Source organism: Pseudomonas oryzagri, assembly GCF_020831405.1.
In the GTDB taxonomy this organism is placed as follows: domain Bacteria; phylum Pseudomonadota; class Gammaproteobacteria; order Pseudomonadales; family Pseudomonadaceae; genus Geopseudomonas; species Geopseudomonas oryzagri.
Window position 1 is genome coordinate 76,242 of record NZ_JAJHPU010000008.1, and the last position, 13,555, is coordinate 89,796.

Here is a 13,555-nt window from a genome sequence, read left to right on the forward strand (position 1 = left end):
TGCCATGCGCTATGTCCATTTCCTCCACCGGGGCGAGCCCACCCTCGGCGTGCGCCGCGCCCAGGGCGTGCAAGTCCTCGGCAACGAACCCCTGGAATTGCTGCTGGCGCGCGGTGTCGATCTGCTGCGCTATGCCGACCAGGCGCAGGGGCCGCTGGTGCAGGTGGAGGCCGCTGCCTTCCTGCCGCTGCTGCGGCAGCCGCCGAAGATCATCTGCGTCGGCCTCAACTACGCCGAGCACACCCGCGAGACGGCCTTCGTCCAGCCCGACTATCCGACCTTCTTCGCCCGCCTCCCCTCAAGCCTGACCGCGCACAACCGGCCGCTGGTGCGCCCGCGAGTCTCCGACTCGCTGGACTACGAGGGCGAGATGGCGGTGGTGCTGAAGAGCGGCGGGCGGCATATCCGCGAGGAGGACGCCCTGCGGCACGTCGCCGGCTATACGCTGTTCAACGATGCCTCGGTACGCGACTACCAGTTCAAGTCGCCGCAATGGACGGTGGGCAAGAATTTCGACGACACCGGGGCGTTCGGCCCGGAGCTGGTCACCGCCGACGAGCTGCCACCCGGCGGCAAGGGCCTGCAGATCGAAACCCGCCTGAACGGCCGGGTGGTGCAGTCGGCCAACACCAGCGACATGATCTTCGACATCGCCAGCCTGATCGCCACGCTGAGTGCCGCGATGACCCTGCAGGCGGGCGACGTGATCGTCACCGGCACGCCCGCCGGCGTCGGCTTCAGCCGGGAGCCCAGGCTCTACCTCAAGGCCGGCGACCGGGTGGAAGTGACCATCGAAGGAATCGGCACCCTGAGCAACCCAGTGATCGATGAAGCCTGAGCGCCGACCCGCCCTTCAAGCCGACCGCAGGTAGCGCCGGAACCACTCGTCCGCCAGCTGCGCCACCACCAGCAGCTTGCCCGGCTCCTCGAACAGATGGGTGGCCCCGGGCACCACCTCCAGGTGCTTGCTGCCGGCCAACCGTGCCAGGCTGGCGCGATTGAGGGCGAGTACTTCGTGGTCTTCGCCGCCGACGATCAGCAGGGTTGGCGCGCGCACCTCTTCCAGGGCATCGCCGGCCAGATCCGTGCGTCCGCCACGGGAAACCACGGCGGCGACCGCGTGTTGGCGCTGCGCCGCGCATATCAGCGCCGCTGCGGCACCGGTGCTGGCGCCGAATAACCCAAGGAGCAGCGGGTGCAGGCGCTCGTCGGCTTGCAGCCAGTCGACCACCCCGGCCAGGCGCCTGGCCAGCAGCGGAATGTCGAAGCGGAACTCGCGGGTGATTTCGTCCACCTGCTGCTCTTCCATGGTCAGCAGATCGAGCAGCAAGGTACCCAGGCCGAGGTCGTTGAAATAACGCGCCACCTGCTGGTTGCGCGGACTGAACCGGCTGCTGCCGCTGCCATGGGCGAACACCACCAGTCCCTCGGCGTCGTGCGGCAGGGCCAGATCGCCGTGCAGCACGGCGTCGTCGAGGCTGAGGATCAGGCTGCGCGGCGGCCTCTTCGGAGCGATCATGGCGACATCCCCCGCTATCGTCCCCCTTAGCTTAGCCGGCGCCGCGACGGGCGGCGGCCGTATGTCCGATCGGGGTCGCCCCTGCACCGCCCCAGGGGTCTAGAATCAACAAGATGCCTCTTTGCTCATCCGGAGGATGAGGTATCGGTCCACGCGACGGCGTATTCGGGATCAGCCTGCGCAGCCGCTCAGCGAGGAGCATGAAGATGAACGTCAGCGAAGTCATGCAGACGCCGGCCCAGAGCTGTCTCCCCGACGACAGTCTGGAAATGGCCGCGCAAATGATGGCGCAGAACGATTGCGGATCGATCGCCGTGGTCGACGAGGCCAACCATGCGATCGGCATCGTCACCGACCGCGACATCGCCCTGCTGGCCGCCGATCGGCACCAGCCGCTATGGGAACTCAAGGCTGCCGACCTGTCCGGCCGCCATGACCTCTATACCTGCCGCGAAGACACCGACGTGCACGAAGCCCTGCACCTGATGGCCGACAAGAAGGTGCGGCGCCTGCCAGTGGTCGGTGCCGATGGCGAACTGCACGGCATGGTCGCCATGTCGGACATTCTCCACCGCCTGCGCATGTCCGGAAGGGCGACCCAAGACACCGCCGAGGACTGGCGTGAGGCCCTAGAGACCTTCAACCACATCACCACCCCCAGCCTGCCGATCACCACGCCCGACAGGAGCATGTGAGACCTTCCCGCCGGCTGCCCGGTCCGCGGACAGCCGGTGCCTTCAACCGGACCCCGTAGGTCCGAACTTGACCATGATCAGGAACGTCAACGTTCGCGGATGGCCTAGACTCCAAGGAAGTGTCGCCAGCGTGCCAGCAGTGGGGAGCACCTCCTTCATGCTTGAAAACCCGGGCCTGCCCTCTTCGGCCGATGCTCGCGAGAGCCCGTCAGCTGCCGCGCCTGCACTGCTTTCCGCTCAACCTGCAAGGCAGCGAACTGCTGCGGCTCGACGCCATCACTCGGCGCTCGCGCCCACTGCCACGTCGTCTGCCCAACCGCTCCCGCGACCGCGGCCTGGTGAAAATCCGCGGCCGCGAGTTCTGCATCAAGGATCTGCACCGTTTGCAACAACTCTGCGGGCGACGCCCGCCCGAGATGGCCGGCGGCGAGTGCGAGGCCGGGGCTTGATCATAATCAAAGCCTACCGACCCACCTCGTCCGACAGTCAGCCAAGCCCCTATCGGACCACCGAGGAGGAACCGCAATGACTGATGAAGAAAACAAGATCAACGTGGAAAGCGATGACAAGGCTGCCAAGCAAAACCCCATCGCCAACGCTCTGCGTCCGCTGGAGAACCTGCGCCGGCAGGTCGACAGGCTGTTCGAGGACTTCGATCCCGGCCGTCGCATGCCCTTCGGTCGTGGCGGCTTCGACCTCGACCCGTTCTGGCGCCGCGAGATGAGCTCTACCGGCATGCCGGCCGTGGACATCGTCGAGAAGGATGATGCCTTCGAGATCACCGCCGAACTGCCCGGCATGGACGAGAAGAACATCGAGGTAAAACTCAGCCACGGCAACCTGACCATCAAGGGCGAGAAGAAGGATGAGCGCGAGGAGAAGAAGAAGGACTACTACCTTTCCGAGCGCCATTACGGCTCTTTCCAGCGTACCTTCGGCCTGCCGGACGGTGTGGACGCGGAGAAGATCGAAGCCCATTTCGCCAAGGGAATTCTGACCCTCAGGCTGCCCAAGAAACCCGACGCGATGCAGAAGGAAAAGACCATCTCGATCAAGACCACCTGACCCAGTCGCAGCCCCGCGCATCGCGGGGCTCGTCTTCCCTCAGACGGGACGCCTGATGCCGCCATGTCTGCCCAAACTCCGCAGCACGCGGTAGTCAGCCTCCAGCAGGACGCATCGCCCTATTGGAGCCGTCCCGTCGAGCAACTGCTGACCGATCTCGGCACCCGCCGCGAGGGCCTGACCGGCGCAGTGGCTGCCGAACGCCTGGCCGCCAATCCCACCTGCGAACGACGACCGCACCGCTTCCCCCTGCTGTTGCTCGAGCAATTGCGCAGCCCGCTGGTGCTGATCCTCATCTTCGGCGCGCTGATCGCCCTGCTGGTGCGGGACTGGCTCGATGCGCTGATCATCCTCGTCATCGTGCTGTGCAGTGCGCTGCTCGGCGCCTGGCACGAACGCCGCGCCTCGCATGCCATCGACCAACTGCGCCGGCGCATCGCCATCCAGGCCCGGGTACGCCGCGACGGCGGGGTGGTGGAAATTCCCGCCGCCCAGGTGGTGCCCGGCGACGTGGTCGAGCTGGCCGCCGGCAGCCTGATCCCCAGCGACGGTGTACTGCTGGAGGCGCGTAACTGCTTCGTCAGCCAGGGCCTGCTGACCGGGGAGACCTTCCCGGTGGAAAAGCAGGCGGGGCCGGTCGCCGCCAGCGCGCCACTGGTCGATCGCAGCAACTGTCTGTTCATGGGCACCTCGCTGCGCAGTGGCAGCGCCACCCTGCTGGTGGTGGCCGCGCGCGCCGACAGCGAGGTCGGCCGCATCGCCCGCAGCCTGGCCCTGCGCCCACCGGAAACCGAGTTCGAACGCGGCCTGCGCCACTTCGGCGTGTTGCTGCTGCGGCTAATGCTGGTGATGACCGTGCTGGTGCTGGGGGCCAACATCCTCCTGCAGCGGCCGACCATCGACACCCTGCTGTTCGCCATCGCCCTGGCCGTGGGCCTGTCGCCGGAGCTGTTGCCGGCGATCCTCGCCGTCACCCTGGCCAAGGGCGCGCAGCGCATGGCCGGCGCCGGGGTGATCGTCCGCCACCTCAACGCCATCGAGAATCTCGGCTCGATGGACGTGCTGTGCACCGACAAGACCGGCACCCTGACCCGCGGCGTCGTGCAGCTCGACGGCGCGCTGGGGGTCACCGGCCAGGCGGACGCCGACGTGCTGCGCCTGGCCTGGCTGAACGCCCACCTGCAGAGCGGCCTGCGCAACCCGCTGGACGAGGCGATAGTCGCCGCCGGGGCGAGTGCCGGCGTGGCGGCCAACGGCGCGCGCAAGCTCGACGAGCTGCCCTACGACTTCACCCGCAAGCGCGTCAGCGTACTGGTGCGCACTGGCGACGGCCCCCCGCTGTCGATCACCAAGGGCGCGCTGGACAGCGTGCTGGCCGTCTGCGTCTGGGTGCGCAACGGCGGCGCGCACGAGAAGCCGCTCGACGACACCGCCCAGCGGGCCATCCGCGAGCGCTACGCGCAGTGGAGCACCCAGGGCTACCGGGTGCTCGGCCTCGCCTGCAAGGCACTGGCCACCGACGCCGGCAGGGCCGAGGAGCAAGGGCTGACCTTCGTCGGTTTCCTGTTGTTCTTCGACCCACCCGAGCCGGGCGTGCGGCAGACCCTCGCCGATCTGCGCCACCTCGGCGTGGCGGTGAAGATCATCAGCGGCGACAACCAGCTGGTCGCCCGCCACGTCGCCGAGGCGGTGGGCATCGCCGTCGAGCGGGTGGTCACCGGCGCCGAGCTGGCGCAACTCAAGGAAGAGGCGCTGCTCAACCTGGCGCCGCGTGTGGCGCTGTTCGCCGAGGTCGACCCGACCCAGAAGGAGCGCATCATCCGCGCCCTGCAGAAGACCGGCCACGTGGTCGGCTTCCTCGGCGACGGCATCAACGATGCCCCCGCCCTGCACGCCGCCGACGTCGGCATCTCGGTCGACAACGCGGTGGATGTGGCCAAGGAGGCGGCCGACTTCGTCCTGCTCAAGCACGACCTGCAACTGGTACGCCACGGCATCGACGAGGGCCGCCATACCTTCGCCAACACCCTCAAGTACATCTTCATCACCACCAGCGCCAATTTCGGCAACATGCTCAGCATGGCCGCCGTCTCGCTGTTCCTGCCCTTCCTGCCGCTGCTGGCCAAGCAGATCCTGCTCAACAACTTCCTCTCCGACGTGCCGGCGCTGGGCATCGCCGCCGACCAGGTCGACCGCGAGTGGGAGCGCACGCCGCACCGTTGGGACCTGCCCATGGTGCGCGATTTCATGATCGGCTTCGGCCTGGTCAGCACCCTGTTCGACCTGCTCACCTTCGGCGTGCTGCTATGGTTCGCCGGCGAAGTGGCCGAGCTGTTCCGCACCGGCTGGTTCGTCGAGTCGCTGCTCACCGAGATCCTGATCATCTTCGTGGTGCGCACCTGGAAGCCCTGCTGGCGCAGCCGGCCGGGCCGCCTGCTGCTGGGCAGCTCGCTGGCGGTGATCCTCGTCACCCTCGCCCTGCCCTACAGTCCGCTGGCGCCCTGGTTCGGCCTCGTCCCCCTGCCGCCCGACCTGCTGCTGGCGCTGCTGGTCATCTGCCTGCTGTACGCCGGCGCCTCGGAGCTGTTCAAGCAGAATTTCTACCGCCACCACCACCACCCTTCGGGTCGCGCCCATCGCCAGCGCGGTCATCCCCAAGCGCCGCGCGATTGACCCCTGCGCGGCGAATCGCCGCCAGTGATCTTTAATGAAGGGTGGAAACAGTGGAGGGCGAGCCGACCCGCAGCCCACCCTGCCCACTCCGCCAGCAACGGCACCTGCGCGCGTCGGGCAATCTGCGGCGATGTGCGGGGGCACTCCGAAGGGTCTGTTCTGCCGGCACTGGCAGATAGAGAGCAATACGCGGAAGGAGCGCTTTCACCGTCACTGCGGCGGCTCGTCGCCGCAAGGCAGATTTCCATGGACAGCACGGATGCCTCGCTCAGCCTGTTCCTTCTCGGCGATGTGATGCCGGCCCGCGGCATCGACCAGATCCTTCCCCATCCCGGCGATCCGCGCCTCTACGAGGACTACGTGCACGATGCCCGCGACTACGTGGCGCTGGCCGAACTCCGTTGCGGCCCCATCGAGCGGCCGGTGGACTTCGCCTACGTATGGGGCGATGCCCTGGTCGAGCTGAAGCGCCGCCATCCGCAGGTGCGCCTGGTCAACCTGGAAACCGCGGTGACCCGCCACGGCCGCCCGGAACCCAAGGGCATCAACTACCGCATGACCCCGGAGAACTTCCCCTTCCTGCGCGCCGCCGGGATCAACTGCTGCACCCTGGCCAACAATCACGTGCTGGACTGGGGCGAGATCGGCCTGCGCGATACCCTCGACGCCTTCACCGCCCACGGCATGCCTTGGGCCGGCGCCGGCCTCGACCGCGCCGGTGCCGAGGCGCCGGCGGTGATGATGCTGCCCGGCGGCCGGCGTCTGCTGGTATTCGCCTTCGGCCTGGCGGACAGCGGCATCCCTACCTGGTGGGCAGCCGGTCCGCACCAAACCGGGGTGGCGCGGCTGGACGACCTGTCGCCGCGCAGCCTGGCCCACGTGGTCGACCTGATTCACGCGGCGCGTCACGCTGGTGACCGCGTACTGGTGTCGTTGCATTGGGGCGCCAATTGGAGCTTCGCCGTGCCCACCGAGCAGCGCACCTTCGCCCATGGACTGATCGAACAGGCCGGCGTCGACCTCATCCACGGCCACTCCTCGCATCACATCAAGGGCATCGAGGTGCATCGCGGCCGGCTCATCCTCTATGGCTGCGGCGATCGCCTCAACGACTACGAGGGCATCGAGGGACACAGCGCCTTTCGCGGCGACCTGGGGCTGCTGTACTTCGTCCATCTGCACGGCGACGGCCGTCTGCAGTCGCTGGAAATGGTGCCGACCCGCCTGCAGCGTCTGCGCATCGAGCGCGCCGAGGGCGTGGACCGCCGCTGGCTGTACGACAGCCTGACGCGCGAGTGCGCGCTGTTCGGTTGCAGCGTGCACAGCCAGGCCGACGGCGCCTTCGCCCTGGGCTGGCCGCCCTAGCCGGTCGCCCTGCCGCCACAACGGGATACCGTCATGACCATCAACAACGCCAAGATCGCCGCCGTGTTCGAGGAGATCGCCGACATCCTCGAACTGCAGGGTGCCAACGCCTTCCGCGTGCGTGCCTACCGCAACGCCGCACGGGTGGTGCGGGCCTTCGCACCGGACATCGCCGAGCTGCTCGCCAGCGGTCAGACACTGCCCAAGCTGCCCGGCATCGGCGAGGACCTGGCGACCAAGATCGCCGAGATCGCCGGCACTGGCCAGTCCGCCCAACTGCAGCGCCTGCGCGGCAAGGTGCCGGAGGGGCTGCCCGAGTTGCTGACGATTTCCGGGCTCGGCCCCAAGCGGGTCGCCCGCCTGTGGCACGAGCTGGGCATCCAGACCCTCACGGAATTGCGCCAAGCGGCGCGCAGCGGACGCATTCGCACCCTGGAGGGCTTCGGCGGGCGCACCGAGGAACGCCTGCTGCAGGCGGTCGATCAACTCCTGCATACCTCGCAGCGCCGCCCGCTAGGACGCGTCGCGCCGGTCGCCGAGCACCTGCTGGATCTGCTGCGCGAGGTACCGGGCGTGCTCGAGGCGGTTATCGCCGGCAGCTTCCGCCGCGGTCGCGATACCGTGGGCGACCTGGACATCCTGGTCAGCGCGCGCGCCGGCTGCCCGGCGATTCCCCGCTTCACCGCCACCCCCGAGGTGGCCACCGTGCTGTCCGCCGGCACCACCCGTGCCAGCGTGCTGCTGCACTCGGGTCTGCAGGTCGACCTGCGTCTGCTCCGGCCGGCCTCGTGGGGCGCTGGCCTGGTCTACCTGACGGGCAGCAAGGCCCATACCATCGAGCTGCGGCGCATGGCCCAGGACCAGGGTTTGAAGATCAGCGAGTACGGCGTGTATCGCGGCCGGCAGCGCATCGCCGGGGCGACCGAGGAGTCCGTCTATCAGACCCTCGATCTGCCATGGATCCCTCCCGAGCTACGTGAGGCGCAAGGCGAGATCGCCGCCGCGGCGGCAGGCAAGTTGCCCAAGCTGGTGGAACTCGACGACCTGCGCGGTGACCTGCATGCCCACACCTACGCCAGCGACGGACAGAACAGCCTGGAGGAAATGGCCGCCGCCGCCCGGGACGCCGGTCTTCAATACCTGGCGATCACCGACCGCACCTGGAGCGCCTCCGTCGCCCGCGGCCTGGATGCCGACGCCCTCGCCCGGCAGATCGACCAGATCGACGCCCTCAACGCACACCTCACCGGCATCACGCTGCTCAAGGGTGTCGAGGTGGAGATCCTCGAGGACGGCAGCCTCGACCTGCCGGACAGCCTCCTCGCCCGCCTCGATCTGGTGGTCGGCGCCGTGCACAGCGCCTTCGCCCTGGCCAAGAAACAGCAGACCCAGCGCCTGCTGCGCGCCCTGGAGCACCCGCACTTCAGCATCCTCGCCCACCCCGGCGCCCGCCTGCTCGGCGAGCGGCCACCGATCGAATACGACTTCGCCGCCGTGCTCGAAGCCGCGCGCCAGCGCGGCTGCGCCCTGGAGGTCAACGCCCAGCCCGAGCGCCTCGACCTCGACGATGTGCACTGCCGCGCGGCGCGCGACGCCGGTGTGGCCATCGCCATCTGCTCGGGCGCGCGCAGCGTCGACGACTTCGCCTGCTTGCGCTTCGGCGTCGGCCAGGCCCGACGCGGCTGGGTGGAGGCCGCGGACGTGCTCAACACCCGCCCGCTCGCCAAGCTCCGCCGCATGCTCAAGCGCTGATCCGCCGCCAGTGGCTCCGGCGCTTCCCGCGCTACCCCCTGCCGCCCCTGATTACCGGTAGGGCACGTTGTGGAGGCGGGATCTTCTCTCTCCGTATGATTATGGTAAATAACGAATTATAAAAAGAGCCGGCGATACCACCGCAGCCCGCTACCGACGTGCTCGCCGCCGTGCCGGGGACCGTCTTCACCGCGTAGGCGGAACGCGCATCCTCATTCGCCATCGAGCCGATGCCCCACCGACCGATTGCGCCCATCCCCTCCGCTAACGAGAGCAGACAGGCGTTCGCCGACGCCCAGGGTCTATCCTGCACAGGCAAGGCATGAGCACGGCGCGGGGGTGATGCGTGGACAAGAAGTTTCAGTGGAACGCCTGGTACTTCCTGCTGGCCTTCAGCCTGCTGCTGATGTTCCAGGGCTGGTGGGCCGAGCGTCAGGCGGTCGAGCCGATCGCCTACAGCGAATTCCTCAAGCTGCTCGAACAGAACAAGCTGGCGGACATCCGCATCGACAACCAGCAGATCAGCGGCAAGCTGCTCGAACCGATCAACAATCGCAGCAACTTCGTCACCAACCGCGTCGACCCGGCGCTGGCCGAGGAGCTGGCGCGTTCGGGCGCGCAATTCTCCGCCATCAAGGAGAACACCGCCCTCTCCGCCCTCCTCTCCTGGCTGCTGCCGCTGGTGGTGATCTTCGCCTTCTGGAGCTTCCTGTTCCGGCGCCTGACCGACAAGCAGGGCCTCGGCGGTCTGGTCAGCGTCGGCAAGTCTAAGGCCAAGGTGTACGTCGAGCGCGACACCGGGGTGACCTTCGAGGACGTGGCGGGCATCGACGAGGCCAAGGCCGAACTGGAGGAGATCGTCTCCTTCCTCAAGGATCAGCCCAGATACAGCCGTCTCGGTGCGCGCATTCCCAAGGGCATCCTGCTGGTCGGCCCGCCCGGCACCGGCAAGACGTTGGTGGCCAAGGCGGTCGCCGGCGAGGCCGGGGTACCGTTCTTCTCCATCTCCGGCTCGGAGTTCGTCGAGATGTTCGTCGGCGTCGGCGCCGCACGGGTGCGCGACCTGTTCGAGCAGGCGCGCAAGGCCGCGCCCTGCATCATCTTCATCGACGAGCTGGACGCCCTCGGCAAGGCCCGCGGGGGCGGCCCCTACGGCGGCAACGACGAGAAGGAGCAGACGCTCAACCAGCTGCTCGCCGAGCTGGATGGCTTCGATCCGCGCGAGGGCGTGGTGCTGCTGGCCGCCACCAACCGCCCGGAGATACTAGACCCGGCGCTGCTGCGCGCCGGCCGCTTCGACCGCCAGATCGTCGTCGATCGACCCGATCGCAAGGGCCGCCTGGCCATCCTCAGGGTGCACATCAAGCGCATCCAGGCCGCCAGCGACGTCGACCTCGACCAGGTCGCCGCCATCACCCCGGGCTTCACCGGTGCCGACCTGGCCAACCTGATCAACGAGGCCGCCATCCTCGCCACCCGGCGCGGCGCCGAGAAGGTCAACATGGACGACTTCACCCGCGCCGTGGAACGCATCGTCGCCGGTGCCGAGCGCAAGGGGCGCCTGCTGCTGCCCCATGAGCGCGAGGTGGTCGCCTACCACGAGATGGGCCACGCGCTGGTCGCCAGCACCCTGCCGGGCATGGACCCGGTGCACAAGGTTTCGATCATCCCGCGCTCCATCGGCGCGCTCGGCTACACGTTGCAGCGACCGACCGACGACCGCTTCCTGATCACTGCCGCGGAGCTGAAGAACCGCATGGTGGTGCTGCTCGCCGGGCGCGCCTCGGAGCAGCTGGTGTTCGGCGAGATTTCCACCGGCGCCGCCGACGATCTGGCCAAGGTCACCGACATCGCCCGCCAGATCGTCACCCGCTTCGGCATGAGCGCCGAGGTCGGCCAGGCCGTGCTGGAGCGGCAGAGCAACAGCTTCCTCGGCGAGAACGTGATCGCCATGCGCGAGAAGGACTATTCCGAGCAGACCGCGCGCGAGGTCGACCTGGCCGTGCGCCAGCTGATCGACATGGCCTATCAGCGCGCCGGCGAGATCCTCGACGAGCGCCGCGCCGATCTGGACGCCGGCGCCCGCCTGCTGCTGGAGCGGGAAACCATCACCCCCGACGACTTCCCCCCGCTGCGCCCGACGGCCCAGGACTGAAACGCAGGGCTGAAAAATACCGCCAGCGCCGGGAGCTTTCGCCACCTGCCACAGTCCAATCCGGGTTGACGGGCGAGACGCCAAGGTTCACATCTATTCTCAATACAACGGGCCGCCACCCAGCCAAGGCAGGCCTGCAGGCGCGCCGCTCACGAACAAGATTGGCTGGAAACCCTACGTGCGCACTGGAGCGTCCAGCTCATGAGCCAACCCGCCCGGCCGTTGCGGCTGTTGCTGATCGAGGATGACGAGGACGACTTCCTGGCCGTCCGCAGCCTGCTGCGCGAGTCGGAGATCCCCAACTACGTGCTGGACTGGGCGAACAGCTACGAGCGCGGCCTGAACGCCATCGACAACCCCAGCCACGATCTCTACCTGATCGACTACCGCCTTGGCGACGAGTCCGGCCTGGATCTGATCCGCCATGCCGCCGACCACAATCTGGCGCAGCCGCTGATCCTGCTCAGCAGCGTCCAGGAAGTCGATTTGGGCGTGCAGGCCATCACCCTCGGCGCCAGCGATCATCTGCTCAAGGGCGAATTCGACGGCCGCCAGCTCGGCCGCAGTATCCGCTACGCCCTGGAGCGGACGCGGCCATGCCGTGCCCGGGGCAGGAGCAATACTCGCGCGGCCCTGCTGCAGCGCTGCCTGGAGGCCAGCTACAACGGCGTGATGATCGCCGACGCACAATCCGACGACTATCCGATCATCTACGTCAATCCGGCCTTCGAGCGCATCACCGGTTATTCGGCCAGCGAGGTGCTGGGGCGCAACGTCCGCTTCCTTCAGGGCCGGCAAACCCAGCAGCCCGGCATCGAGGCCATCCGCCGCGCCCTGGCCCGCCAGCGCGAGGCCCACGTGGTGCTGCGCAACTTCCGCAAGGACGGCAGCGCCTTCTGGAATGACCTGTACATTGCTCCGGTGCCCGACGAACACGGCGTCGTCACCCACTACATCGGCGTGCAGAACGACATCTCCGAGCGCAAGCGTTTCGAGTCGGAGCTGGCCTACAACGCCAGTCACGACGTGCTCACCGGCCTGCCCAATCGCTCGCTGCTCGAGGACCGCCTGCAGCAGGGTTGCCAGATCGCCCGCCGCTACGTCCGCGAGCTGGCGGTGATGCTGATCGATCTCGATGGTTTCAAGCCGATCAACGACACCCTCGGCCACGCGGTCGGCGACAAGGTGCTGGTCGAGGTGGCGCAGCGCATGGCCGACGAGATCCGTCCCGGCGACACCCTCGCCCGCCTGGGCGGCGACGAGTTCGTGGTGGTGCTGCCGGATCTCGCCCACGGCGAAGACGCCCTGCTGGTGGCCGAGCGGCTGATCCGCAGCATCGCCCGCCCCTACCACTTCAACGAGCTGCACCTGCACGTCACCGCCAGCATCGGCATCACCTTGAGCGACGGCGACATCGAGCAGCCGATGAAGCTGATCCAGGAAGCCGACCTGGCCATGTACCAGGCCAAGCAGCACGGTCGCAACAACTACCAGTGGTACACCGAGCACCTCAACCAGGAAGTCAGCGAGCGCATGACCCTGCGCAACGAGCTGCAGAAGAGCATCGGCAGCATGAACTTCGAGCTGCACTACCAGCCGCAGATCGACGCCCGGCGCGGCGCGGTGATCGGTAGCGAGGCGCTGCTGCGCTGGATGCATCCCGAGCGCGGGCTGATCTCACCGCTGCGCTTCATTCCGGTGGCCGAAGATACCGGGCAGATCATTCCGATCAGCCAGTGGGTGCTGGACACCGCCTGCCGACACAACCGCGATCTTCTCGACCGCAACTGCGTGCACGGACCGATTTCGGTGAACATCTCGGCGGTGCACTTCCTGCGCGACAACTTCGTCGCCACGGTGCAGCGCGCCTTGGACAACAGCGGTCTGCCGGCGCACCTGCTGGAGCTGGAGATCACCGAGAGCGTGCTGCTCAAGGACGCCGAACGGGCGATCCGCCTGCTGCACGAGCTGAAGGAGCTGGGCGTCGGCCTGGCTCTCGACGACTTCGGCACCGGCTATTCCAGCCTGAGCTACCTGAAGGACCTGCCGATCGACAAGGTGAAGATCGACCGCTCGTTCATCGAGGACCTGATCCGCGATCCGCGCGACGCCGCCATCACCCAGGGGATCATCTCCATGGCCCACCACCTCGAACTGCAGGTGGTCGCCGAAGGCGTGGAAACCCTCGAGCAGGCCGATTTCCTCAGCCGCAGCCAGTGCGACGTGTTCCAGGGCCACCTCTACGCCCGGCCGATGCCGTTCGCGGAGCTCGAGGCCTACCTGCGCCAGCGGCAGAGCGTCTGAGCGCACCGGGCTGCCGGGTCGCGCCGA

Annotated in this window: 9 protein-coding genes and 1 pseudogene; 9 read left to right on the forward strand and 1 reads right to left on the reverse strand. The window is 67.9% G+C overall.

Features of this window, described 5'->3' with window-relative positions; genetic code table 11:
• Positions 1 to 4 precede the first annotated feature (4 nt).
• Positions 5 to 838, forward strand: a complete 834-nt coding sequence (locus LMJ29_RS02265) for a fumarylacetoacetate hydrolase family protein (protein WP_229603657.1) — start codon at positions 5 to 7, stop codon at positions 836 to 838.
• 15 nt (positions 839 to 853) lie between these two features.
• Here LMJ29_RS02265 and LMJ29_RS02270 read toward each other — a convergent pair whose 3' ends face one another.
• The gene (locus tag LMJ29_RS02270; protein ID WP_229603659.1) at positions 854 to 1,519 is read right to left on the reverse strand and encodes a dienelactone hydrolase family protein; all 666 of its coding nucleotides are present in this window, start codon (positions 1,517 to 1,519) and stop codon (positions 854 to 856) included.
• 206 nt (positions 1,520 to 1,725) lie between these two features.
• Here LMJ29_RS02270 and LMJ29_RS02275 point away from each other — a divergent pair, with 206 nt between their 5' ends.
• The 8 genes and pseudogenes from LMJ29_RS02275 (at position 1,726) to LMJ29_RS02310 (ending at position 13,528) form a co-directional block, all read left to right on the forward strand.
• Positions 1,726 to 2,214, forward strand: a complete 489-nt coding sequence (locus LMJ29_RS02275) for a CBS domain-containing protein (RefSeq protein WP_229603661.1) — start codon at positions 1,726 to 1,728, stop codon at positions 2,212 to 2,214.
• Positions 2,215 to 2,405: 191 nt separating this feature from the next.
• Entirely contained in the window at positions 2,406 to 2,663 is a 258-nt protein-coding gene (locus LMJ29_RS02280; RefSeq protein WP_229603663.1) for a hypothetical protein, read from the forward strand.
• A 76-nt stretch (positions 2,664 to 2,739) separates the two neighbouring features.
• Positions 2,740 to 3,279, forward strand: coding sequence for an Hsp20/alpha crystallin family protein (locus LMJ29_RS02285; protein WP_229603665.1), 540 nt, complete (start codon positions 2,740 to 2,742; stop codon positions 3,277 to 3,279).
• Between the two features lie 54 nt (positions 3,280 to 3,333).
• Positions 3,334 to 5,952, forward strand: a pseudogene (gene mgtA / locus LMJ29_RS02290) (magnesium-translocating P-type ATPase); the annotation flags it as partial.
• Between the two features lie 246 nt (positions 5,953 to 6,198).
• Positions 6,199 to 7,317: a CapA family protein gene (locus LMJ29_RS02295; RefSeq protein ID WP_229603669.1), complete on the forward strand. Its 1,119-nt coding sequence runs from the start codon at positions 6,199 to 6,201 to the stop codon at positions 7,315 to 7,317.
• Positions 7,318 to 7,350: 33 nt separating this feature from the next.
• On the forward strand, positions 7,351 to 9,069 hold the full coding sequence (gene polX / locus LMJ29_RS02300; RefSeq protein WP_229603670.1) for a DNA polymerase/3'-5' exonuclease PolX: 1,719 nt from the start codon (positions 7,351 to 7,353) through the stop codon (positions 9,067 to 9,069).
• 346 nt (positions 9,070 to 9,415) lie between these two features.
• On the forward strand, positions 9,416 to 11,224 hold the full coding sequence (ftsH, locus tag LMJ29_RS02305) for an ATP-dependent zinc metalloprotease FtsH (RefSeq protein WP_229603672.1): 1,809 nt from the start codon (positions 9,416 to 9,418) through the stop codon (positions 11,222 to 11,224).
• A gap of 201 nt (positions 11,225 to 11,425) precedes the next feature.
• On the forward strand, positions 11,426 to 13,528 hold the full coding sequence (locus LMJ29_RS02310) for a putative bifunctional diguanylate cyclase/phosphodiesterase (protein ID WP_229603674.1): 2,103 nt from the start codon (positions 11,426 to 11,428) through the stop codon (positions 13,526 to 13,528).
• Positions 13,529 to 13,555 lie beyond the last annotated feature (27 nt).